The 22,321-nt window shown below is 73.3% G+C and carries 22 protein-coding genes; 16 read left to right on the forward strand and 6 right to left on the reverse strand.

The features are described from left to right. The first annotated feature begins 73 nt into the window (after positions 1 to 73). The 7 genes from EDD40_RS26665 to purH all read left to right on the forward strand — a co-directional run bounded on the left by EDD40_RS26665 (position 74) and on the right by purH (position 8,813). On the forward strand, positions 74 to 1,705 hold the full coding sequence (locus EDD40_RS26665; protein WP_123745352.1) for a hypothetical protein: 1,632 nt from the start codon (positions 74 to 76) through the stop codon (positions 1,703 to 1,705). A 267-nt stretch (positions 1,706 to 1,972) separates the two neighbouring features. Next, positions 1,973 to 3,142 (forward strand): ADP-forming succinate--CoA ligase subunit beta, encoded by a 1,170-nt coding sequence (gene sucC, locus EDD40_RS26670; RefSeq protein WP_123745353.1) that lies wholly within the window; start codon positions 1,973 to 1,975, stop codon positions 3,140 to 3,142. 2 nt (positions 3,143 to 3,144) lie between these two features. Then, a complete protein-coding gene (gene sucD / locus EDD40_RS26675; RefSeq protein WP_123745354.1) occupies positions 3,145 to 4,035 on the forward strand; it encodes a succinate--CoA ligase subunit alpha in 891 nt (296 codons plus the stop codon). Positions 4,036 to 4,220: 185 nt separating this feature from the next. Continuing rightward, a complete protein-coding gene (locus EDD40_RS26680; RefSeq protein WP_123745355.1) occupies positions 4,221 to 4,862 on the forward strand; it encodes a DUF5336 domain-containing protein in 642 nt (213 codons plus the stop codon). 102 nt (positions 4,863 to 4,964) lie between these two features. Beyond that, complete coding sequence (locus EDD40_RS26685) at positions 4,965 to 6,542, forward strand: cell division protein PerM (protein WP_123745356.1); 1,578 nt, start codon at positions 4,965 to 4,967, stop codon at positions 6,540 to 6,542. A 28-nt stretch (positions 6,543 to 6,570) separates the two neighbouring features. After that, positions 6,571 to 7,233 (forward strand): phosphoribosylglycinamide formyltransferase, encoded by a 663-nt coding sequence (gene purN, locus EDD40_RS26690; protein ID WP_246037824.1) that lies wholly within the window; start codon positions 6,571 to 6,573, stop codon positions 7,231 to 7,233. Then, the gene (gene purH / locus EDD40_RS26695; RefSeq protein ID WP_123745357.1) at positions 7,230 to 8,813 is read left to right on the forward strand and encodes a bifunctional phosphoribosylaminoimidazolecarboxamide formyltransferase/IMP cyclohydrolase; all 1,584 of its coding nucleotides are present in this window, start codon (positions 7,230 to 7,232) and stop codon (positions 8,811 to 8,813) included. The genes purN and purH overlap by 4 nt, the downstream gene beginning before the upstream one ends. 50 nt (positions 8,814 to 8,863) lie before the next feature. Here purH and EDD40_RS41925 read toward each other — a convergent pair whose 3' ends face one another. Further along, positions 8,864 to 9,607: a hypothetical protein gene (locus EDD40_RS41925; RefSeq protein WP_170185206.1), complete on the reverse strand. Its 744-nt coding sequence runs from the start codon at positions 9,605 to 9,607 to the stop codon at positions 8,864 to 8,866. A gap of 200 nt (positions 9,608 to 9,807) precedes the next feature. Between EDD40_RS41925 and EDD40_RS26705 the strand changes: the two genes are divergently transcribed. From EDD40_RS26705 to EDD40_RS26725, 6 genes are all read left to right on the forward strand, one after another. Continuing rightward, the gene (locus tag EDD40_RS26705; protein WP_123745359.1) at positions 9,808 to 10,554 is read left to right on the forward strand and encodes a hypothetical protein; all 747 of its coding nucleotides are present in this window, start codon (positions 9,808 to 9,810) and stop codon (positions 10,552 to 10,554) included. 32 nt (positions 10,555 to 10,586) lie between these two features. After that, entirely contained in the window at positions 10,587 to 12,176 is a 1,590-nt protein-coding gene (locus tag EDD40_RS26710; protein WP_123745360.1) for a DNA polymerase Y family protein, read from the forward strand. Then, positions 12,176 to 12,376 (forward strand): hypothetical protein, encoded by a 201-nt coding sequence (locus EDD40_RS26715; protein ID WP_123745361.1) that lies wholly within the window; start codon positions 12,176 to 12,178, stop codon positions 12,374 to 12,376. The genes EDD40_RS26710 and EDD40_RS26715 overlap by 1 nt, the downstream gene beginning before the upstream one ends. Then, the gene (locus EDD40_RS26720; protein ID WP_123745362.1) at positions 12,376 to 15,672 is read left to right on the forward strand and encodes an error-prone DNA polymerase; all 3,297 of its coding nucleotides are present in this window, start codon (positions 12,376 to 12,378) and stop codon (positions 15,670 to 15,672) included. The genes EDD40_RS26715 and EDD40_RS26720 overlap by 1 nt, the downstream gene beginning before the upstream one ends. A gap of 132 nt (positions 15,673 to 15,804) precedes the next feature. Continuing rightward, positions 15,805 to 16,050 (forward strand): hypothetical protein, encoded by a 246-nt coding sequence (locus tag EDD40_RS41140; RefSeq protein ID WP_148088921.1) that lies wholly within the window; start codon positions 15,805 to 15,807, stop codon positions 16,048 to 16,050. 218 nt (positions 16,051 to 16,268) lie between these two features. Further along, positions 16,269 to 16,568, forward strand: a complete 300-nt coding sequence (locus EDD40_RS26725) for a hypothetical protein (RefSeq protein ID WP_148088922.1) — start codon at positions 16,269 to 16,271, stop codon at positions 16,566 to 16,568. 254 nt (positions 16,569 to 16,822) lie between these two features. Here the strand turns inward: EDD40_RS26725 and EDD40_RS26730 are convergent, their stop codons facing one another. Further along, a complete protein-coding gene (locus tag EDD40_RS26730) occupies positions 16,823 to 17,392 on the reverse strand; it encodes a dihydrofolate reductase family protein (RefSeq protein WP_123745364.1) in 570 nt (189 codons plus the stop codon). Positions 17,393 to 17,487: 95 nt separating this feature from the next. On the opposite strand from EDD40_RS26730, the gene EDD40_RS26735 reads away from it, so the two are divergent. Beyond that, positions 17,488 to 18,051: a TetR/AcrR family transcriptional regulator gene (locus tag EDD40_RS26735; RefSeq protein WP_123745365.1), complete on the forward strand. Its 564-nt coding sequence runs from the start codon at positions 17,488 to 17,490 to the stop codon at positions 18,049 to 18,051. A gap of 34 nt (positions 18,052 to 18,085) precedes the next feature. On the opposite strand, the gene EDD40_RS26740 is transcribed toward EDD40_RS26735, so the two are convergent. Genes EDD40_RS26740 through EDD40_RS26755 form a run of 4 tightly spaced genes read right to left on the reverse strand, consistent with a single transcriptional unit; the run spans position 18,086 to position 21,396 of the window. Further along, positions 18,086 to 18,379 carry a DUF3017 domain-containing protein gene (locus EDD40_RS26740; protein ID WP_201441671.1) on the reverse strand — a complete coding sequence of 98 codons (294 nt, stop codon included), beginning with the start codon at positions 18,377 to 18,379 and terminating at the stop codon, positions 18,086 to 18,088. A gap of 21 nt (positions 18,380 to 18,400) precedes the next feature. After that, entirely contained in the window at positions 18,401 to 19,249 is an 849-nt protein-coding gene (locus EDD40_RS26745; protein ID WP_211348242.1) for a bifunctional methylenetetrahydrofolate dehydrogenase/methenyltetrahydrofolate cyclohydrolase, read from the reverse strand. 16 nt (positions 19,250 to 19,265) lie between these two features. Then, positions 19,266 to 20,195 (reverse strand): DMT family transporter, encoded by a 930-nt coding sequence (locus tag EDD40_RS26750; protein WP_123745368.1) that lies wholly within the window; start codon positions 20,193 to 20,195, stop codon positions 19,266 to 19,268. After that, a complete protein-coding gene (locus EDD40_RS26755) occupies positions 20,188 to 21,396 on the reverse strand; it encodes an MFS transporter (RefSeq protein ID WP_123745369.1) in 1,209 nt (402 codons plus the stop codon). Before EDD40_RS26755 ends, EDD40_RS26750 begins: the two co-directional genes overlap by 8 nt. A 109-nt stretch (positions 21,397 to 21,505) precedes the next feature. Between EDD40_RS26755 and EDD40_RS26760 the strand changes: the two genes are divergently transcribed. Beyond that, positions 21,506 to 22,009 carry a YbaB/EbfC family nucleoid-associated protein gene (locus EDD40_RS26760; RefSeq protein ID WP_170185207.1) on the forward strand — a complete coding sequence of 168 codons (504 nt, stop codon included), beginning with the start codon at positions 21,506 to 21,508 and terminating at the stop codon, positions 22,007 to 22,009. Next, positions 22,006 to 22,317: a WXG100 family type VII secretion target gene (locus EDD40_RS26765; protein WP_236594529.1), complete on the forward strand. Its 312-nt coding sequence runs from the start codon at positions 22,006 to 22,008 to the stop codon at positions 22,315 to 22,317. Before EDD40_RS26760 ends, EDD40_RS26765 begins: the two co-directional genes overlap by 4 nt. The last annotated feature ends 4 nt before the right edge of the window (positions 22,318 to 22,321 follow it).

The following is a 22,321-nucleotide window of genomic DNA, read 5'->3' on the forward strand; positions in this document are numbered from 1 at the left end:
GCCGCCGTCCACAACCCCCGGCGGTCCCGACCGCGGCCGTCGGCGCCGGCTCCGTTTTGCTAGCGTCCGACCGGTGATCCGAACCGCTGAACCGGTCTCACCGGTCCGCACGAGGCTCCGGGCGGCGGTCGGCGCGGCCGTGGCCGGCGCGCTGCTCACCGCGGTGGCCCCGGTCGTCGGCGTGGTCGACGGCTCCGCGCCGCCCGCGTTCACCGCCTGGCCGGCGCTGGCCCCGCTCGCCCTGCTCCCGACGGCCCTGGCCGTGCTCTTCCTCGCCCGCGGGCAGGAGCTCACCGCGGCGGCGGCCCTCGTGGCGCCCGCCGTGTTCGCCGTCGGCCGGCTGTTCGCCGACCTGCAGCTCCTCGTCGACCCGATCGACGCCGCGCGCCCCGAGCTGATGCGCCCGACCAGCCTCGACCCGCCCGGACCCGCCGCGGGCCTGTGGCTGCTCCTGGCCGGGCACGTCCTGCTCATCGGCGCGGGCCTGCTGGCCACCCTGGGCGCGGAACCGGACGCGCGCGGCGAACGCGCGAACTTCGCCCTGCCGGCCACGGCGGGGATCGTCGCGGGCATCGGCCTGTTCACCGCGCCGTTCACCTCCTCCGACGCGCTGATCCCGGCGCGCGGGGCGGTCGACTCGCCGACGCTGCCGATGGTCGGCGGTCTCGTCCTCACCCTGGCCGCGCCCGCGCTCGCCGTCCTCGCGGCCAGCGCCACCACGCACGAGGCACGCCGGGGCGGGCTGCTCGGCCTCGCCGCCGTCCTGCTCTCCTGCGCCGTGCCGCCGATCGCCGCGGCCGTCGCGGTCGACGCCCTCGGCCTCGCCGTGGGCCCCTTCCTGGTCCTCGCCGGCGCCGTCGCGCTCGCCTGGCCGCAGCGGGCCGTGCGCGACGACAAGAACACAGAAGAGCGCGACGTCGAACTGCCGGGCCAACGCCGCCTGCACGTCATCGCGGGCACCCTCGGCCTGATCGCCGCCGCGATGGCCGCGGTCGGCGCGTCGACCGACCACCTGGTCCTGCCCGACGGCTCACCGCCGCCCGTCGACTACGCCGCCCGCCTGCTCTGGCCGGCCGCGATCGCGACCGGCGTCCTGGCCGCCGCGCTGCTGGCCAAGGCCGCCGTCCGCCCCGCCTTCACCGTCGCCGTCGCCACCATCCCGCTCAGCGCCGCCGGCGCGCTCGACGCCGTCTTCACCGCGACCCGGGTCGACGTGGTCCAGCCCGGCGCCGGGGTCTGGTTCACGGCGGGCTCCGTGGTCGCCGCCGCGGCTGCCGCCGTCACCGCCGCCCTGGCCGGCGCGGTCGAGCGGGACGAGGTGGGCACGGCCCCGGCCGAACCGCCGCTGCCGCTGCTCGCCGCCGCCCTGATCGCCGCGCTGCTCGCGGTCGGCGCGTTCGCCCTGCCCGTGCTGCGGGCCCCGGACTACGTGGCGATCGGCGCGTTCGGGCTGCGCGTCGGCTCGTTCGGCCTGCTCGTGGCGTTGCTCGCGGTCGTGGTCGCGGCGGTGGTCGCGCTCAGGGCCCGGCCGGGCCGCGGCGCGGCCCTGCTGCTGGGCGCGGCCGTCGTCACCGCCGTGCGCGCCTGGGAGTACCCGCTCACGGCGGCGCGCGCCGCCGAGGCCGCCCCCGGTCCGGGGCTGTGGCTGGCCGCCGCCGCGACGGCCGCGTTCGTCATCGCCGGCGCCCTGCGGACGGCTCGCTGAACCGACCGCGCGCCCACCCGCCCGACCGGCGGTCGTGATCGACCTCACCACCTCTATGACGGAGTTCACGGGCGTGGGGTGCGGTGGACTCCGGGCAGGTCGATAGTGTCTTGCGAAGCCGCGTCGAGCCGGTCCCCCCACGGCTGTGCCGGCGTTCCAGGTGATGCCTGGTACGTGTGGGCACCAGGCCCCAGCCTGGAGCGCCGGGACCTCAGAGGACCGCACGACCTGACGCGGTGTCCGACACCGACGTCGCAGGAGACCCGAGTGGACCTGTACGAGTACCAGGCGAAGGACCTCTTCGCCGCCCACGACGTCCCGGTACTTCCGGGCGACGTGGCGACCACCCCCGCCGAGGCCAAGGCCATCGCGGAGCGCTTCGGCCAGACCGTCGTGGTCAAGGCCCAGGTCAAGACGGGCGGCCGCGGCAAGGCCGGCGGCGTCAAGCTCGCCGAGACCCCGGACGAGACCGAGGTCAAGGCCGAGGCGATCCTCGGCCTGGACATCAAGGGCCACATCGTCCACCGCGTGCTGGTGACGCCCGCGTCCGACATCGCCGAGGAGTACTACTTCTCCTTCCTCCTCGACCGCGCCAACCGCACCTTCCTGGCCATGGCCAGCGTCGAGGGCGGCATGGACATCGAAGAGGTCGCCGCGACCAAGCCCGAGGCCCTGGCCAAGGTGCCGGTGGACGCGATCACCGGTGTCGACCGCGCGAAGGCCGACGAGATCGTGGCCGCCGCCAAGTTCCCCGCCGAGGTGGCCGACCAGGTCGCCGACGTCATCGTGAAGCTCTGGGAGACCTTCGTCTCCGAGGACGCCACGCTGGTCGAGGTCAACCCGCTGGTCCGCGACCCCGAGGGCAAGATCGTCGCCCTCGACGGCAAGGTCACGCTCGACGAGAACGCCTCCTTCCGCCACCCCGACCACGAGGCGCTGGTGGACAAGCAGGCGGAGGACCCGCTGGAGGCCAAGGCCAAGGCGAAGGGCCTCAACTACGTCAAGCTGGACGGCCAGGTCGGCATCATCGGCAACGGCGCCGGTCTCGTGATGTCCACCCTCGACGTGGTGGCGTACGCGGGCGAGAAGCACAAGGGCGTCAAGCCCGCGAACTTCCTCGACATCGGCGGCGGCGCGTCGGCCGAGGTCATGGCCAACGGCCTGGACATCATCCTGCACGACCCCGACGTGCGTTCCGTCTTCGTGAACGTCTTCGGCGGCATCACCGCGTGCGACGCGGTGGCCAACGGCATCGTGGCCGCGCTCGGCATCCTGGGCGACGAGGCCAAGAAGCCGCTCGTGGTCCGCTTGGACGGCAACAACGTGGAGGAGGGCCGCCGGATCCTCGCCGAGGCCAACCACCCGCTGGTCACCGTGGTGGACACTATGGACAACGCGGCCGACAAGGCCGCCGAGCTCGCGGCTGCGGGGGTCTGACGATGGCTATCTTCATCACCAAGGACAGCAAGGTCATCGTCCAGGGCATGACCGGCGCCGAGGGCACCAAACACACCAAGCGGATGCTGGCCTCCGGCACGAACATCGTCGGCGGCGTGAACCCGCGCAAGGCCGGCGAGAAGGTCGACTTCGACGGCAACGTGCTGCCGGTGTTCGGGTCCGTGACCGAGGCCATGGAGGCGACCGGCGCCGACGTCACCGTGATCTTCGTGCCGCCGGCGTTCGCCAAGGCGGCCGTGATCGAGGCGATCGACGCGGGCATCGGCCTGGCCGTCGTGATCACCGAGGGCATCCCGGTGCACGACACCGCCGCGTTCTGGGCGCACGCCGTGGCGACCGGCAACAAGACCCGGATCATCGGCCCGAACTGCCCCGGCCTGATCAGCCCCGGGCAGTCCAACGCGGGCATCATCCCGGCCAACATCTCCGGCGCGGGCAAGATCGGTCTGGTGTCGAAGTCCGGCACGCTGACCTACCAGATGATGTACGAGCTGCGCGACTTCGGCTTCTCCACCGCCATCGGCATCGGCGGCGACCCGATCATCGGCACCACCCACATCGACGCGCTGGCGGCCTTCGAGGCCGACCCGGAGACCGTGGCGATCGTGATGATCGGCGAGATCGGCGGCGACGCCGAGGAGCGGGCCGCGGCCTACGTCAAGGAGAACGTCACCAAGCCGGTCGTCGGCTACGTGGCGGGCTTCACCGCGCCCGAGGGCAAGACGATGGGCCACGCGGGCGCGATCGTGTCCGGCTCGGCCGGCACCGCGCAGGCGAAGAAGGAAGCCCTGGAGGCGGCGGGCGTCAAGGTCGGCAAGACGCCGAGCGAGACGGCCGCGCTGATGCGGGAGATCATGCAGTCCATCGGCTGACACTGGGCCGTTCGTGCGAACGCTGAGGGCCGCCTCCCCCCGGGAGGTGGCCCTCAGTGCGTTCCGGGGACGAGTCAATGCGCACATTGGGGGGAACCACGGAGGTCCGGTCGCCGTCGGAGAGTGCGCATCGGCTAGCGTTCTGTCGACCCGAAATCAGTTCCGAAGGTGGAGGAGACCGCATCATGTCCCAGCCGTACGGCGCCCCTCAGCAGCAGCCGGGTCCGGCGCAGCCGGCGGTGGGTGTGAACCTGAACCTCATCCTTCCGCTGGTCGCCGCCGGTCTGGCGCTGATCGCGTTCCTGCTCGCGTTCGCCGACGACGTCCAGTTCGACGACTTCCTGATCGCGGCGGGCATCCTCGCCGGCCTGTCCGTGCTGCCGCGGGCACCCAAGGGCCTGCTGTACGCGGCGGTGCCGATCGCGCTGATCCCCACGCTCAGGCTGCTCCAGGGGCTGATCACCACCGAGGCCGACGTCCAGGGCATGCAGATCGTGCTGCTGATCGTGTCGCTGCTGCTGTCGGCGGCCGTCGTGATGAGCCTCCTGCTGGAGACCGGCATCGTGAAGCTCCAGCCGAAGCCCGCGAACGTCTACGGCCAGCCCGGTGGCTGGAACCCGCAGTCCGGCGCGTTCCCGCAGCAGGGCCAGCAGCCGCAGCAGTTCGGCCCGCCGTCCGGCCAGTTCGGCCAGCAGGCGCCGCCGCCCCAGCAGGCCCAGCAGCCGGGCCAGCCGCAGCCGACGTCCTACATGCCGCAGCCCGGCCAGTTCGGCCAGCCCGGCCAGGGCACGCCGCCCGGTGGGTTCGGCGGCCCGCAGCAGGGCTGACCAAGTCGTGGGAGGGGTGGCGCCGGGTGTCCGGCGCCACCCCTCTTCGCGTGTCCGGCGAGTCTCGCCCGAACGGCTCACCGCTACTGGGACAGTGGGAGGATGTCGGTGCAGCAAACGACCTCGCACGGCGTCGTGACGGACTCCGTCCGCCCGCCCGAGTTCTCCCGCGCCGAACGGGTGCGCGTGCTCACGATGACCGCCGCCGGGTCGGTGGTCGTCGGGTACGCGGGCGTCGCCGCCCTGCTGGCGCTGATCTCCTCGACGGCCGCGCACGCGTCGTTCTCGACGACCGGCGTGCTGACGGCCGCCGCGCCGGGCTGGCTGGTCGCGCACCACGTGCCGCTGCGCTTCGACGGCGGGCAGCTCGGCCTGCTGCCGCTGCTGCCGACGGCGCTGGTGATGCTGCTGGTGTACCGGGCGGCGGCGGGCGCGGCGGACCGGCTGGGGCTGTTCGAGCCGTTGCAGGCGCGGTCGGTGGTGTTCAGCATCGCCGGCGCGCACGCCGTGGTGGGCAGCGTGATCGCCTTCCTGATGGGTGACGAGGGCCCGGTCCGGGCCACGCCGGCGGTGGCGTTCTTCGGCTGCGCGGTGGTGTCCGGGCTCGCCGCGGTGGCGGGCGTCGCGCAGCGGTGCGGCCTGGTGGAAGTCGTGTTCGAGCGGGTCGACCCGGTGGCGCGGCGCGGGCTGCGGGCGGGCGCGTTGGCGTTGTTCGCGCTGGTCGCGGGCGGCGCCCTGGTGCTGGCGCTCGGGCTGCTGTTCTCGTGGTCGACCACCGCGTCGCTGTTCGACCAGAGCGGCGGCACCATCGGCACCGGCCTCGGCATCTGGCTGCTGTGCCTGGCGTACCTGCCCAACGCGGTGGTCGGCGCGCTGTCGTACGTGGCGGGGGCGGGGTTCTCGATCGGCGCGGCGGTGGTCGGCCCGCTGGAGTTCGTCGGCGGCCCGGTGCCGCCCGTGCCGCTGCTGGCCGCGTTGCCCGAGGCGCAGGCGGGCTACCTGCCGCTGGTGCTCGTGCTGCCGGGCGTGATCGGCGTGGCGGTCGGGTTCTCGCTGCGCGACGCGGCCGAGACGCCGCGGGCCCGGGTGCGCGCGGTGCTGGTCTCGGCGGTCACCGCGGGCGTCACCGCGCTGGTGCTGGCGGCGGTGGCCGGCGGCACGTTGGGCGGCGGGGCGTTCAACCCGGTCACCATCCCGGCCGGGCTGCTGGCCGTGCTCACGTTCGGCTGGGTGGCCGTGCCGGGCGCGGTGGTGGCCTGGTTCGCCGGGCCCCGGCCGCCGCGCGTGGTCCTGCCCGAGCCCGAAGCGGAGGTCGTCGTGGACGCGGAGGACGAAGAGGACTACGACGACGAGGCCGAGTTCGACGCCGAGTACGCCGAGGACGCGGAGGACGCGGACGAGCTCGAAGAGGAGTACGACGAGGAAGACGAAGAAGACGACGGGGAAGAGGACGACGAGGAGTTCGACCACGACCTCGACGAGTACGACGACCTCGACGACGAGGAACTGGCCGAGGACGACACCGACGACTCCGACCCCGACCGCGACCGCGACGACTCCGAATCCGACTCCGACTTCGACGAAGACGACGATCCCGACGAGGACGAACCGGACGAGGACGACGAGGGTGACGAGGCCGACGACGTCGACCCGGAGGACCTGGCCGACAAGCCCCGCTAGGCAACGCCTAGGCTGCTCTTGAGCTGCTGTGACAGTCCCCAGCAAGGAGAGCACGCTGAGCGCCGCGACCACACTCCGGCTTCCCGTCCCCGCCAGGGTCGTCGTCCTCGTCTCCGGTTCCGGCACCCTGTTGCAGGCGTTGCTGGACGCGGCGGCCGACCCCGGATACCCGGTCGAGGTGGTCGCCGTCGGCGCCGACCGCGCCGGCATCGAGGGCCTGGGCCGCGCCGAGCGCGCCGGCGTCCCCGCCTTCACGGTGAAGCTGCGCGACCACGCCGACCGCGACGCGTGGGACACCGCGCTCGCCGACGCCGTCGAGTCGCACGAACCCGACCTGGTGGTCTCCGCCGGGTTCATGAAGATCCTCGGACCCGCCTTCCTGGCCCGCTTCGGCGGCCGGATGGTCAACACCCACCCCGCGCTGCTGCCCGCCTTCCCCGGCGCGCACGGCGTCCGGGACGCCGTCGACTACGGCGTGAAGGTGAGCGGCGCGACCGTGCACCTGGTGGACGGCGGTGTGGACACCGGGCCGATCCTGGCCCAGGAAGCGGTCGTCGTCGCCGATGACGACGACGTCGAAAGCCTGCACGAGCGCATCAAGGTGGTGGAGCGGCGGCTGCTGGTCGACGTGGTCGCCCGCCTGGCCCGCGAGGGCTGCACCGTGAACGGACGAAAGGTGAGCATCCCGTGACCACTCCTGCCGAGAGGCGACCGGTTCGCCGGGCCCTGATCGGGGTTTCCGACAAGTCGGGTCTGGTGGAACTGGCCACCGGCCTGCACGCGGCCGGAGTCGAGATCGTCTCCACCGGCGGCACGGCGCGCGCGCTGGCCGACGCGGGCGTGCCGGTCACGCCGGTCGAGCAGGTCACCGGGTTCCCGGAGGCGCTGGACGGCCGGGTGAAGACGCTGCACCCCGGCGTGCACGCGGGCCTGCTCGCCGACACCCGGCGTGAAGAGCACCTGGCGAAGCTGCGCGAGCTGGGCATCGAGCCCTTCGACCTGCTCGTGGTGAACCTGTACCCGTTCGCCCGGACCGTCGCCTCGGGCGCGTCGGCGGACGAGTGCGTGGAGCAGATCGACATCGGCGGCCCCGCGATGGTGCGCGCGTCGGCGAAGAACCACGCCAGCGTGGCCGTCGTCGTGGACCCGTCGCGGTACTCGTGGGTGCTGGAGCAGGTCGAGGCCGGCGGCTTCACGCTGGCCGAGCGGCAGGGCCTGGCCGTGGACGCGTTCCGCCACACCGCGTCCTACGACGTGGCCGTGGCGTCGTGGCTGGGCAGCGCGGTCGCGTCGGACGACGAGGGCTCCGGCTTCCCCGGCTGGGTCGGCGCGACGTGGAACCGCAAGCAGGTGCTGCGCTACGGCGAGAACCCGCACCAGCGGGCGGCGCTGTACACGCAGGGCGACGGGCGTTCCGGGCTGGCGACGGCGGAGCAGCTGCACGGCAAGGAGATGTCCTACAACAACTTCGTGGACGCCGACGCGGCCTGGCGGGCGGCGTGGGACCACGAGCTGCCGTGCGTGGCGATCATCAAGCACGCCAACCCGTGCGGCATCGCGGTGTCCAAGGTGGACGGTCCGGGTGCGATCGCCGAGGCGCACCGCAACGCGCACGCGTGCGACCCGGTGAGCGCGTTCGGCGGCGTGATCGCGGCGAACCGCGAGGTGACCGTGGAGATGGCCGAGCAGGTGGCGGAGATCTTCACCGAGGTGATCATCGCGCCCTCGTACGCGGACGGCGCGGTGGACGTGCTCACCCGCAAGAAGAACATCCGCATCCTGGTCGCGCCGGCGCCCGAGCGCGGCGGGGTAGAGATGCGCGCGGTGTCCGGCGGGTTGTTGGTGCAGACGTCGGACACCATCGAGGCCGAGGGCGACGACCCGGCCAAGTGGACCCACGTGTGCGGCACGCCGTTGGACGAGGAGGGCTTGGCCGACCTCGCGTTCGCGTGGCGGGCCTGCCGGGCGGTGAAGTCGAACGCGATCCTGCTGGCGTCCGGCGGCGCGACCGTCGGCGCGGGCATGGGCCAGGTCAACCGGGTCGACGCGGCGCGGCTGGCGGTGGCGCGTGCCGGTGACCGGGCGCGGGGCGCGGTGGCCGCGTCGGACGCGTTCTTCCCGTTCCCGGACGGGCTCGAGGTGCTGCTGGAGGCCGGTGTGCGCGCGGTCGTGCAGCCCGGCGGGTCGGTGCGCGACGCCGAGGTGATCGCGGCGGCGGAAGCGGCCGGTGCGACCGTGTACCTGACCGGCACGCGGCACTTCGCGCACTAGGCACAGGTCGACGGGGGCTCTTCGCCGGGTGCGAGGAGCCCCCGTCGGCGTTACCCGGTCACTTCCTCGGCGACCTTGAGGGCCACCGCCTCGGCGTCCGCGACCGGGAAGTCCGAGTCGGCGAGGAAACCCTTGTCGTGCCCCTGGTAGCGGATGTTCCACACCACCGCGCCCTTTCGCACCAACAGGTTCACCTCGGTGAGGTCGGTCGGCGAGGACGGGACGAGGATCATCGACTCGTCGCCGACGCCGAGGGCCTTGGCCTGCTCGCCGGTGGCGTGCGAGGTGAAGCTCGCGTAGTTGTCGCGCGCCTGGTCGAGGTTGCGGTCCGGCTTGTCGGAGAACGTGGTGAAGTCGTAGACGAGGAAGCTGAGGCGGCGCGGGTCGCGGCCGTCCTTGCCCTTGGTCTGCTCCCACGCGCAGTGGGTCTGCTTCATGCCCTTCTTCGCGTCGGTCGGGGCCTGGACGAGGCGGAAGCTGCTGACGTGGGCCTGTGACCTCAGCTCGGCGCTCAGCTCGCACTGGGCGATGGGCTCCGCGCCGGGGCCGCCACCGGGTTCGTCGACGTACTCGAGGTACATCGAGCCGACCACACCGGCCACCACGAGCACGACGACGCCCACCACGATCCCGATGACGAGGCCGGTCCGCTTCTTGCGGGGCGGTGGCGGCGGGCCGTAACCGCCGGGCTGCCGGTGGCCGGGCGGTGGGTGCGGCCCGGCGGCGGGCGGTTGGCCGTACCCGGGCTGCTGGGGCCGGTGCCGGGGCTGTTGCGGGTGCTGAGGTGCGTTCACGGTTCCCCCCGTGGTGCGGTCGGTGCGCGCGAAGCAGTGTGCCGGCCACTCGATCGTGGACGCTGCCGGCATTGACAGCGGGTGGTCCTCTCGGGATAAGATCACCATGTCGTTCGAACAGATGTTCGACAGACTGGTCGCCGAACTTCCCACGGCGATCCGCGCACAGGGGTGCGCGCGGATCTGTGGGAGGAGGGCGGGTGTCCAGGTCGGCAACGGCGACGCTGACCGCGCTCGGGGTAGGCGCGGCGGGCGAGCTGACCACGGCACCGGTCCGGGCCCTGCCGGTTCGCGGGGAACTGGCAGGGCTCCTCCCGTGGGGTGGCCTGCGGCGGGGCAGCACGGTGTCGGTGCGAGGGTCGACATCGCTGCTGTTCGCGCTGATGGCCGCGGCGACCGCGGAAGGGTGCTGGGCGGCCGTGGTCGGCCTGCCGGGGTGCGGGGCACTCGCGGCGGCCGAGTTGGGCGTGGCCGTCCACCGGCTCGCCCTGGTTCCCCGGCCTGGCCGGGACCAGGGCGAGGTCGAGAAGACCGTGGCGGCCCTGCTGGACGGGTTCGACCTGGTCGTGCTCGCCACTCCGGTCACACCCGCGACTTCGCGCAAGCTCTCGGCCCGGGCGCGCCACCGCAAAGCGGTCCTGGTGCCCTTCACGGTCTCGTGGCCCGGCGCGGACGTGGAGCTGACGGCGACCACCGGCCACTGGACCGGCCTGACCGAGGGCCACGGCCTCCTGACCTCGCGGACGGTCAGCGTTCAAGCCACAGGCCGCGGCGCCGCCGCGAGGCCGCGGCGGACGAACCTGCTGCTGCCCGCGCCCGCCGCCGAGGCGCCGGCCCGTCCCGCCCTGGTCTCCCTCCCGCCCGCCGACCGGCCCCCCGACCCACCGCCGGCCACCGGCCCGCCCTTGCCGCCCTTGTCGACCACCGCCGTCGAAGCGGTGGTGTGAGCCGTGCGCGTCCCCGACCCGTCGTCGAAGAGGTGAACCCCCTGTACACGCTTGCCGTCTGGTGCCCTGACTGGCCGGTGGTGGCGGCCTCCGCCGAGGCCTCCCTCCCACCGCACCTCCCCGCCGCCGTCGTCGGATCGGGTGAAGTCGTCGCCTGTTCCGCGGTCGCGCGCGCCGAAGGGGTGCGACGCGGGATGCGGCGGCGCGCGGCGCAGGGGCAGTGTCCCGAGCTGGCCGTCTTCGAGTACGACGAGGTGCGCGACGCCCGTCTCTTCGAACCGGTCGCGGCGGCGGTGGAGGAGCTCGCGCCCGGGATCGAGGTGGTCCGGCCGGGGCTGGTGGTCGTCGCCGCCCGGGGTCCGGTCGGGTACTTCGGGTCCGCCGAGTCGGCCGCCGAGCGCCTGGTCGACCACATCGCGGCGCACGCCGGGGTCGAGGCGCAGGTCGGGTTCGCCGACGGGCTGTTCGCGTCGACCCTGGCCGCGCACCGGGGGCTGGTCGTGCCGGCGGGACGCACCCGGGAGTTCCTTGCGCCGCTGGGCGTCCACGAGCTCGACCAGCCCGCCGAGCGCCGTGAGGACCGGGCCGCGCTGGTCGACCTGCTGCGCCGCCTCGGCCTGCGCACCCTGGGCGCGTTCGCCGCCGTGCCCGAACGCGACGTCGCCACCCGCTTCGGCCGCGCCGCCGTGCTGGCCCACCGGCTGGCCGCCGGGCTGGAGGAACGCGCCAGGTCACGTCGCCGCCCGCCGCCCGAGCTGTCGGTCACCCGGGAACTGGACCCGCCGATCGACCGGGTCGACGCGGCGGCGTTCGCGGCCAAGGGCCTCGCCGAACAGCTGCACGCGCGCCTCGCCGACCGCGGCCTGGCCTGCACCCGCCTCGGCATCCGGGCCACCACCGAGAACGGCGAGGAGCTGCACCGGCTGTGGCGCTGCGCCGAGCCGCTCACCCCGCAGGGCATCGCCGACCGCGTCCGCTGGCAGCTCGACGGCTGGCTCACCCGGGCTCGCCTCGGCTGGCCCGGCCCCACCTCCGGCATCCGGCTCCTGCGCCTGGACCCCGAAGAGGTGGTCGACGCCACCGCGCTGCAACTGGGCCTGTGGCCCGGCGCGGGGCAGGACCAGGGCGAGGCGGCGGAACGCGCGGCGCGCGCGATGGTGCACGTCCAAGGCCTGCTCGGGCCGGACGCCGTGCTCACGCCCGTGCTCGGCGGTGGCCGTGGGCCGGTGGAGCGGGTGCGGCTGGTGCCGTGGGGCGACGAGCGCAGCCCGGCGGCGGACCCGGGCCTGCCGTGGCCGGGGCAGCTGCCCGGACCGTCGCCCGCGACGGTGTTCGCCGAACCCGAACCGGTCGCGCTGCTGGACTCCTCGGGCGCGGACGTCGTGGTCACCGGCTACGCCGAGCTGGTCGTGCGGCCGCACCGGATCGTGCACGGCGGCCGTGCGCGGCAGGTCGTGGCGTGGTCGGGGCCGTGGCCGGTGGACGAGCGCTGGTGGGACGCGGAGACCGCGATGCGCGGCGCCCGGCTGCAAGTGCTGGGAACCGCGGCGGACGGCGAGGAACTCGCGTTCCTGCTGATCCGCGCGGGTGGCAAGTGGACGGTGGAAGGGGTGTACGACTGATGAGCGGTGACTTCTCCGAGCAGGATCGCCGGAGCCTGGCCGAGTGGCTGGACGACTGCGCCGGGCCGGACCGGCGCGAGGTGCCGGACCAGCGCGGCGAACCGGCCTACGTGGTGAGCTTCGGCTGGCTCCCGGCGCGGCTGCCCGCGGCGGGGCCGGCGATCCCGTCGCCCCGGCGAGCACCGGACGACTCGCGCTGATGGGCTGGAACAACCCGCCGGTCCGGTGGTCGGAGCTGGAACGCGCGCTGTCGGGCAAGCCTCCCGCGCCCGACGGCGGCGACGGCCCGGCGTGGTCGCGCCACCGCGACCGCTACGAGGCGCCGCCCGACTTCGCGGTCAAGGTGGACGACCTCGGGTCGACCCGCGCCCGCGTGCCGTACGTCGAGCTGCACTGCCACTCCAACTTCAGCTTCCTCGACGGCGCGAGCCACCCGGAGGAGCTGGTGGAGGCGGCGCAGCAGCTCGGGTTGGACGGGGTGGCGTTGACCGACCACGACGGCATGTACGGCGTGGTCAGGTTCGCCGAGGCCGCCAAGGAGCTCGGCGTGCGCACGGTGTTCGGCACGGAGCTGAGCCTCGGGCTGTCCGCGCCGCAGAGCGGTGCGCCGGACCCGGAGGGCGAGCACCTGCTCCTGCTGGCCGCCAACCGCGCCGGCTACCACGCGCTGTGCCGCACGATCACCACCGGCCAGCTCGCGGAGGGCAGCGAGAAGGGCCGGCCGGTGTACCGGTTGGAGGAGGTCGTCGCGGACACCCGGGACGACTGCGTCGTGCTCACCGGCTGCCGCAAGGGCGCGGTGCGGCGGGCGTTGGCGCGGGAAGGGCCGGCGGCGGCGTTCGCGCAGCTGCGGAGGCTGGTCGAGCTGTACGGGGCGGACCGGGTGTTCGTGGAGCTGACCGACCACGGCTATCCCGAGGACGGGCCGCGCAACGACCTGCTGTGGGGCATGGCCCACGACCTGGGGCTGCCGACCGTGGCGACGAACGCCGTGCACTACGCGGTGCCCGCGCGGGGTCGGTTGGCGGCGACGATGGCGGCGGTGCGGGCGCGGCGCAGCCTGGACGAGATGGCGGGGTGGCTGCCGCCCGGCCGGACGGCGTGCCTGCGGTCGGGGGAGGAGATGGCCCGCCGGTTCGCCCGGTTCCCCGGCGCGGTGCACCGCTCGGCCGTGCTCGGCCTGCAGTGCCAGTTCGACCTCAAGCTGATCGCGCCGGAACTGCCGCCGTTCGACGTGCCGCCGGGGCACGACGAGAACAGCTACCTGCGTGAGCTGACCTACGCGGGCGCGGCCCGCCGCTACCGCTCGATCGGCGAGAACCCCCGCGCCTACCAGCAGGTCGAGCACGAGCTGAAGATCATCAAGGAGTTGAACTTCCCCGGCTACTTCCTCGTGGTGCACGACATCGTCTCGTTCTGCCGGCGCAACGGCATCCTCTGCCAGGGCCGAGGGTCGGCCGCGAACTCCGCGGTCTGCTACGCCCTCGGCATCACCAACGTCGACGCGGTCCGCTTCGACCTGCTCTTCGAGCGCTTCCTGGCGCCGGCCCGCGACGGTCCTCCCGACATCGACCTCGACATCGAGTCCGACCGCCGTGAGGAGGCCATCCAGTACGTCTACCGCAAGTACGGCCGGCGGCACGCCGCGCAGGTCGCCAACGTCATCAGTTACCGCGGCCGGTCGGCGATCCGCGACGTGGCGCGGGCGCTCGGCTACTCGGTCGGCCAGCAGGACGCGTGGAGCAAGCAGATCGACCGCTGGGGTCCGCTGCGGTCCGCGGTGGAGGAGGGCGGCATCCCGGGGCCGGTGCTGGAACTGGCCGCCGAGCTGGAGAACTTCCCCCGGCACCTGGGCATCCACTCCGGCGGCATGGTCATCTGCGACCGGCCGGTCAGCGAGGTGTGCCCGGTCGAGAAGGGCCGGATGACCGACCGCACGGTGTTGCAGTGGGACAAGGACGACTGCGCCTCCATCGGGTTGGTCAAGTTCGACCTGCTCGGCCTCGGCATGCTCTCGGCGTTGCACTACGCCATCGACCTGGTGCGCGAGCACCACGGCGTCGAGGTCGACATCGGCGACCTCGACCTGGAGGACCAACGCGTCTACCGGATGTTGCAGCGCGCCGACTCGGTGGGCGTGTTCCAGGTGGAGAGCCGCGCCCAGATGGCGACCTTGCCCCGTCTCAAGCCGCGGACGTTCTACGACCTGGTGGTGGAGGTCGCGCTCATCCGCCCCGGCCCGATCCAGGGCGGTTCGGTGCACCCCTACATCCGCCGGCGCAACGGCAAGGAGCAGTGGGACTACGACCACCCCCTGCTGGCGGGCGCGCTCAAGAAGACCCTCGGCGTGCCGCTGTTCCAGGAGCAGCTCATGCAGATCGCCGTCGACGTGGCCGACTTCAGCCCCGCCGAGGCCGACGAACTGCGCCGCGCCATGGGCGCCAAACGCTCCACGCACCGGATGGAACGCCTCCGTGAACGCTTCTACGAAGGCGCCAAGGCCAACGGCATCGGCCCGGACCTGGCGGAGAAGATCTACGCGAAGCTGTTGGCGTTCGCGAACTTCGGCTTCCCCGAGAGCCACGCGCTCAGCTTCGCGCACCTCGTGTTCGTCAGCGCCTGGTTCAAGCTCTACTACCCGGCCGCGTTCTGCGCGGCGTTGCTGCGCGCTCAGCCCATGGGCTTCTACTCCCCTCAGTCGTTGGTCGCGGACGCCCGCCGTCACGGCGTGCGCGTGCTCGGTCCGGATGTGAACGCCAGCCTCCCGCACGCCACCCTGGAGCCGGTGGACGGCGAGCAGGCCGTGCGCATCGGCCTGGGCGGTATCCGGACGATCGGTCAGAAGGTCGCCGAAGAAGTGGTCGCGCAACGCGAGTCGGGCCCGTTCCGGGACATGGCGGACTTCGGCGGTCGGGTCCGGCTGACCACGGCCCAGGTCGAGGCCATGGCGACGGCGGGCGCGTTCGGGTGTTTCGGGCTGGACCGGCGTGCCGCGCTGTGGTCGGCGGGAGCCGTGGCGAAGATCCGGCCCGACCGCCTGCCGGGGACCGCGGTCGGCACCGAGGCGCCCGCCCTGCCCGGCATGGACGAGGTCGAGCTGGCGGTGGCCGACGTCTGGGCGATGGGGTTGTCCCCGGACAGCTTCCCCACCGAGTTCGTCCGGGACCGCTTGACGGCGCTGGGCGCCCTCGCCACCGCCGAGCTGGCGAAGGTGCCCAACGGCGCCAAGGTCCTGATCGGCGGCGCGGTGACCCACCGGCAACGCCCGGGCACCGCTGGCGGGGTCACGTTCCTCAACATCGAGGACGAGACCGGAATGGTCAACGTCGTCTGCACCACGGGCTTGTGGGCCCGCTACCGCAAAGTCGCCCGAACCAGCCCCGCTCTGCTGGTGCGAGGCGTCGTCGAGTCCGCGGAAGGCGTGATCAGCATCCGCGCGGAGCGACTGCAACAACTGGACCTGCGCATCCCCTCCCGCTCACGGGACTTCCGCTGACCTGGGACCTGGCCCGCAAGCACGAGCCGGCCGCCGAGCCGGGCACGGTGAGCCAGGTGAGCATGCCATCGGCCGCTCCGGGGGCGGACCCACCAGCAGGATCCACCGGCGGCAACGTCAACGACCGCACTCTTGGCCAGACCTGCGCGGGTCGTCGCGGACAAGGCCGCTCGACCAGGGCCATCCGCGCCCACCTGCGCACACGAGGCATCCCGGCAACGATTCCGGGAAGCCGCGACCAGCGGCCCGAACGCGAAGGCGGGGGCTGGCGGGCGTCCGCCGGCCTTCGACCGCACCACCTACAAGCGCCGCAACGTGGTCGACAAGACCACCACCTCCTATCAAGGCCTGCTCGACCTGGCCACCTTGCTCATCTGACTTCGAGAACAGGCCCCAGGAAAGGCCGGATCAGCCGGACGCCGCGCTCGGCCAGGGATGCGGTCGGTTCGGCGGCGGCACCGCTCTGGTCGGTGAGGGTCACCAGTTCGGCGTGATCGGCGAGCAGACCGCCGGGTACACCCGTCGATCTCGGGCCGGCCGCGCTCGACCGGGCGGAGTCGAGCAGCGACCCGGGCCGCGTCCAGGTGACCGGCGGGGTGGGCGTCGGTGAGTCTCGGTGGCCTGCCGAGGCGACGCCCAACCGCGAGGTCGTCGTCGGACTCGACGTCGAGCGCTCCGGCCGGGCCGGACCGCCCCAGGTGCCGGCGGTGTGGTCGGCGGCGGCGGGGTTCCGGCCGTGGTGGACGCCGCTGTGGCACGGTCCGGTGCTGCCGGCCGCTGTGGCGGGGGTGGCGGGCTTTCGCCGGGAGGCGCTGCCGGTGCCGCGGGCGTCGTGGGTGGTCGTGCTCGTCGCGGGTGTCGCATCGGTGGTGTCCGCCCCAGCGCTGTCGACGTGACGATGTCCGCGGCGTGCCCGCCTCCCGGCCGCCTGACCCGCCGCCCGCCGCCTGACCGGGCCGCCTGACCGGGCCGCCTGACCCGCCGCCTGACCCGCCGCCCGCCGCCTGACCGGGCCGTCTGACCGGGTCGCCTGACCCGGCCGCCTGATCCCGCACCCGCCCAGGTCGCACGACCCGGGCGGGCGCGGGATCAGCTTGGCGGGTACCGGGTTGGCGATGCGGCCGGGCAACCGCCGGCCCTCAGCTCCTGGTCACCCGACGTCCGCCTTGGCGTAAGACGCGAAGACGACACCCGAGTCGAAGATTCTGGTCGACGCCTTGGCGAAGCGGGCCGTCGGGAACTCGCCCGCGAACAGCGGAATGCCCTTGCCCAACACGATCGGGTGGATCTTGAGCATCAGTTCGTCGATCTCGGGCAGCAAGGCGGCCGCGAGCCTGCCTCCGCCGCACAGCCAGATGCCCGAGTCGCCGGGCTCGGCCTTCAGCTCACGGACCTTGGCCAGCGGATCCGCGACGACCTCCACGTCGTCCGGGGTGGTGTTCAGCCTGGTCGACGCCACGTACTGGCGCAGATGTGGATAGGGGCTCGGCAGGCCGTCCGGCACTTGGTAGGTGGCACGGCCCATGAGGACCGTGTCGAAGTGCTGGTTCGGCGCGTCGATGCCCATGGCTTCCCGGGCCTGTGCGGGCAGCGTGTCGGGGTACTCCTCGACCTGGGCGGTCAGGTGGTCGCCCTCGAACAGGAAGTCGCCGTAACCGCCCTTCGGGTCGGCGATGAAACCGTCGAGCGAGGTCGCGACGAAGTAGGTGAGGGTTCGCATGGTGGGGCTCCTTCGGGGTGGTCCGGATGGATTCGAGGCTTCAGCAACCACTCCGACTGTAGTACTATGGTCGGAGTGGTTGTCAAGGAGGAATCGTGGTGCGTAACCCGAACCGGCGCATGGCGCTGGTCGACGCGGCGATCGAGGTGTTGGCGCGCGAGGGCGCGAGAGGGCTGACGTTCCGCGCCGTGGACCAAGAGGCGGCGGTGCCCAACGGCACGGCGTCGAACTACTTCACCAGTCGTGACGACTTGCTGCGGCAGGTCGGCGAGCACATCCACGTGCGGCTCACGCCGGACGCGCAGCGGCTGGCCAGGACGATGGACGCGCCACCGGACAAGAGCCTCGTGGTGCGCCTGCTGCAAGAACTGCTGGGGCGCCTCCAGGTCGACCGCACGGGCTACCTGGCCCTGCTGGAGCTGAGACTGGAGGCCACCAGACGCCCCGAGCTCCAGGCCGCGTTGACCAAGACGATCAGCGACAACCTGGAGCAGAACGTCCGCTTCCACCTGGACGCGGGCCTACCCGGCGACCGCACCACGGTGGTGTCGCTCTACCTGGCGATGAGCGGCCTGATGGTGGAGCACCTGACCCTGCCCGACGTGCTGCCGGAAGAGGAGCTGACGGAGGTGATCACGGCACTGGTCGAGCGGGCCTAGGCGACCGCCCCGAGCCGAGCCACCCCGAGCCGGGTCACCGATCCAGCGGACCGCCGATGATGGTCATCGCCACGAAGATCACCGCGAAGCCCAGCATCGAGTACAGCAGCGCGTCCACGCTGCGGCCCCGGATCGCGATCAGCCCTGCCTGCTCGTCGGTCACCAGCACCCGCAGCAGCGCGGCGAGCAGCAGCGCGACGCCGATCAGCACCGCGCCCTGCCGCCAGTGGTACTGGACGATCCGCAGCAGACCCAGCCCCGCGACCACGAGCACCAGCGCGAACGGCAGGTGCTTGCCCGCCGCGGACCGCCAGCGCTGCTCCGGCAACAACTCCACCGCTTCCCCGCCTCAGGCCGTGCGCTCGGCTGCCTCGACCGTGTTGGTCAGCAGCATCGCAATGGTCATCGGACCCGCGCCACCCGGGATCGGCGCGAGGAAACCCGCCACCTCGGCCACGGACGGGTGCACGTCGCCCACCAGCCCGGCCTCGGTGCGGGTGATGCCGACGTCGACCACGGCCGCGCCGGGCTTCACCATGTCCGCCGTGATCAGACCGGGGCTGCCCGCGCCCGCGACGACGATGTCCGCCCGCCGCACCTCGGCGGCCAAGTCCTTGGTGCCGGTGTGGCACAACGTCACCGTGGCGTTCTCGGAGCGCCTGGTCAGCAGCAGCCCGATGGGGCGGCCGACCGTCACACCGCGACCGACGACGGTGACGTTCGCGCCCGACAGCGGCACGTCGTACCGGCGCAGCAGCTCCACCACACCGCGCGGCGTGGCGGGCAGCGGGGCCTCGTCGCCGAGCACGAGCTTGCCCAGGTTCACCGGGTGCAGGCCGTCGCCGTCCTTGCGCGGGTCGATGCGCGCCAGGATCGGGTTCGGGTCGAGGTGCTTGGGCAGCGGCAGCTGCACGATGTACGCGGTGCACGCCGGGTCGGCGTTCAGCTCGTCGATCACCTCTTCGAGCTGCGCCTGCGTGACGTCCGCGGGCAGGTCGCGGCGGATCGACGTGATGCCGACCTTCTCGCACGCCAGGTGCTTGCCCCGCACGTACGAGTGGGAGCCCGGGTCGTCACCGACCAGCACGGTGGCCAGCCCCGGCGTCACCCCCCGCTCGCGCAACGCGCCGACCCGCGCCCGCAGGTCTTCGAAGATCGCGTCCCGGGTGGCCCTGCCGTTGAGGATCGTCGCAGTCACGTGCCTCATCCTCTCATCACCGCCGGCCGGGCAACGCGGCGACCACCACGGCGAGCAGCGTCAACGCCGTGCCGACCAGCGCGAGCACGGACACGTGCTCACCTGCGGCGGGAGCGAGGAGGTCGACCACGAGCGCGCCGACGAGCTGGCCCGCGACCTGGCACAGGCCGACGAGCAGGACACCGAGCCACCGCACCGCCAGCACGGCCGAGCCGATGGTCACCACGCCGAGCGCGCCACCCGCGTAGAACCACGGTTCGCTCGGCGCGGCCGCGGGCAGCCCGCGGAGCGCCACGTCGACCGCGCACACGACGAGGAGCACCGCCGTCCCGGTGCCGAAGTTGACCAAGGTGGTCACGCGGGTGCTCCGCGCGGCCTCGCGCACCAGCCCGTTCACCGCCTGCTGCCAGCCGAGCCCGAACCCGCCCACCGCGGGCAGCAGCGCGAGCCACAGCGCCGAGGGGTCACCGGCCTCGTCCGCCACCGCGACCGCGACCGCCACCACGGCCAACGCCGCACCGGCCACGCGCGGCGCGGTCAACGCGACCCGCCCGGCGGGACCGACACCGGCGCGGTCCACCAGCAGGCTGCTCACCGCCTGCGCGCCCACCGCCGCCACGGTGAACACCGCCACGCCGAGCGCCGCGACCGTCAACCCCTGCGTGGACACGAAGAACGCGCCGCACGCCCCGCCGAGGCACTGCCACCAGCGGATCCGCCCGGTCCGCACCGACGACCGCAGCCGCCTCAACCCGGCCCGCCCGGCCGCCGTCGTCGGCACGCCGAGCAGCAACAACGCGAACCCGCCGCCGAACGACACCAGCGCGGCCAGGAACCCGTCGCCGAACACGTGCCCCAGCTCGCCGTTCAACCGCCCCTGGACGGCCAGGAACGCCCCGCCCACGAACGCGAGCAGCGCGCCGACCACCCGAACCCGGTCACCCAACCGGCGCCGCCTTCCGCTCGCGCACCCGGCTCGCCAGGAACGCCCCGATCAGCGCCGCCACCGTGCTCGCCCCGGCCGCCGCGGCGGGACCGGAGTGGTCCAGCAGCGACCCGGCGACCGGCAGCGCCAACGCCGAACCCGCCGTGGTGAACGTGCCCATCCAGCCGAACGCCTCGGCCTTGCGCTCGTCCGGCGCGAGGCCGCTGATCCGCTGGTTGTTCGCCGCGATGGCGGGCGCGATCGCCATGCCTCCCACGACCAGCACCGCGCCGATCAACCACACCGAGGAGGGGTCGAGCACCGGCGGGAGCACCAGCACCAGCGGTGCGACGCCCAGCGCCATCAGCAGCATCCGCCGGGCCAACCGGGCCCGCCCGACGAGCCCGCCCGCGATCAATCCGCCGACCACCGACCCGACACCCCACACCGCTGTCAGCACCCCGGCCATCGCGGGTCTGCCCAGGTCACGGGCCCACGCGATGATCACCATGTCGATCGACACCAGCGACCCCACCAGGAACAGCGCGGTCAGCAGCGCCATGACCAGCGAACCGTCGCGCAGCAGCGTCCGACCACCGCGCCCGGCCTCCCGGGCCACCGGCCGGTCCAGCCCCGCCCGCCGCAGCGCGCCGCCGAAGCCGAGCGCGCCGAGCACCGCCAGCGCACCGCACAGCCACAGCGCGACCTGCGCGTTCCACACCGCCACCACGGTCGCCGCCAACGCCGGGCCGACGATGTACATGACCTCCTGCATGGACGCCTCGACGGTGAACACCGCCGACTGCGCGGGCCCCGTCGCCAGCCGGGGGAAGCTCGCCCGGCTCATCGCCGTCACCGGCGGTGTGGACAACCCCGTCAGGAACGCCACCACCACCGCCAACGGCCACGCCGCACCGGGCGTGACGGCCGGCAGCACGCCCAGCACCGCGATGCCGACGCCGTAGCCCACCGAAGTGACCAGCAGCAACCGCCCGGCCGGGCTCCGGTCCGCCGCGCGTCCCCGCAGCGGGCCCGCGACACCCATGCCCAACGTCAACGCGCCGCCGACCACGCCCGCCACCGCGTACGACCCGGTCCACCCGGCTATCAGGAACGACACCGCCAGCGGCGTGCCCGGCAGGTGGATGCGGCCGACCGTCGACCACAGCAGCAGCGACGGCAGGTGGGGTATCGCGGCGAGTTCCCGGTACGGACGGAGCACGGTGACACTCTGCCCGCACCCACCGACAACGCACCGCCGAATATCCGCGGGAACCCACGGGCCTCGGTTAGCGTCAGCACCTCTGGAGAGCGCTCACGAGGGGACCGCTGTGACCGATCCGACAGGACGACGTGCCGAGTTGGAGGCGCGGAACGCGGCCATGCGCGAGCAGGTCGACTCCCTCCTCGCCGAGCTGCGGAAGAAGACCGACGAGCTGCGCGAGACGCAGGCGCAGGCCATGGCGATCACGGCGACCGCGGTGTCGAAGGACGGCTCGGTGCGCGCGACCGTCGACTCCGCCGGCGCGTTGACGGCACTGGAGTTCTCCGCCAACGCGTTCGAGCGCACCACGCCCGACAAGCTGGCCCGGCTCACCGCCGAGACGGTGCAGCAGGCCGTGGCCAAGGCCAGGACCGAGCTGAACGAGGTGCTGGCGCCCGCGCAGGCGGGTCCGAGCATCGACTTGTCGGAGATGCTGCCCGGTGTGCCGTCGCTGGCCGACCTCATCCCCCAGCCGCCCGTCGTGCCGCAGCCGTCGACGCAGCCGCGTCGTCCCGCGCCGCGGTCGGACGACGACGACGGCGACACCTTCATGGACAGGAGTGGCTGGTGAGCGGGTTCGATGTCAGCGTGTCCGGCCTGCGCCGAGGCGCGGGTCAGTTCGGTGCGGCGGGTGACTCGCTGAGCGGTGTGCTGCAGGCGTTGAACTCGGCGTTGCAGTCCGAGGGCCAGTGCTGGGGCGGCGACGAGTCGGGGCAGGCGTTCGCCAAGCAGTACGTGCCGAATTCGCAAGCGACGTTGGAGGCCTTCGGCAACCTCGCCAAGGCCCTTTCCGACATCCGCACGGGGGTCGAGCAGACCGCCGATGCCTATGAGGGTTCCGACCAGGGCAACGCGACCGGGATCTCCCGGACTTACTGAGGGG

The organism is Saccharothrix texasensis (assembly GCF_003752005.1).
Lineage (GTDB): Bacteria > Actinomycetota > Actinomycetes > Mycobacteriales > Pseudonocardiaceae > Actinosynnema > Actinosynnema texasense.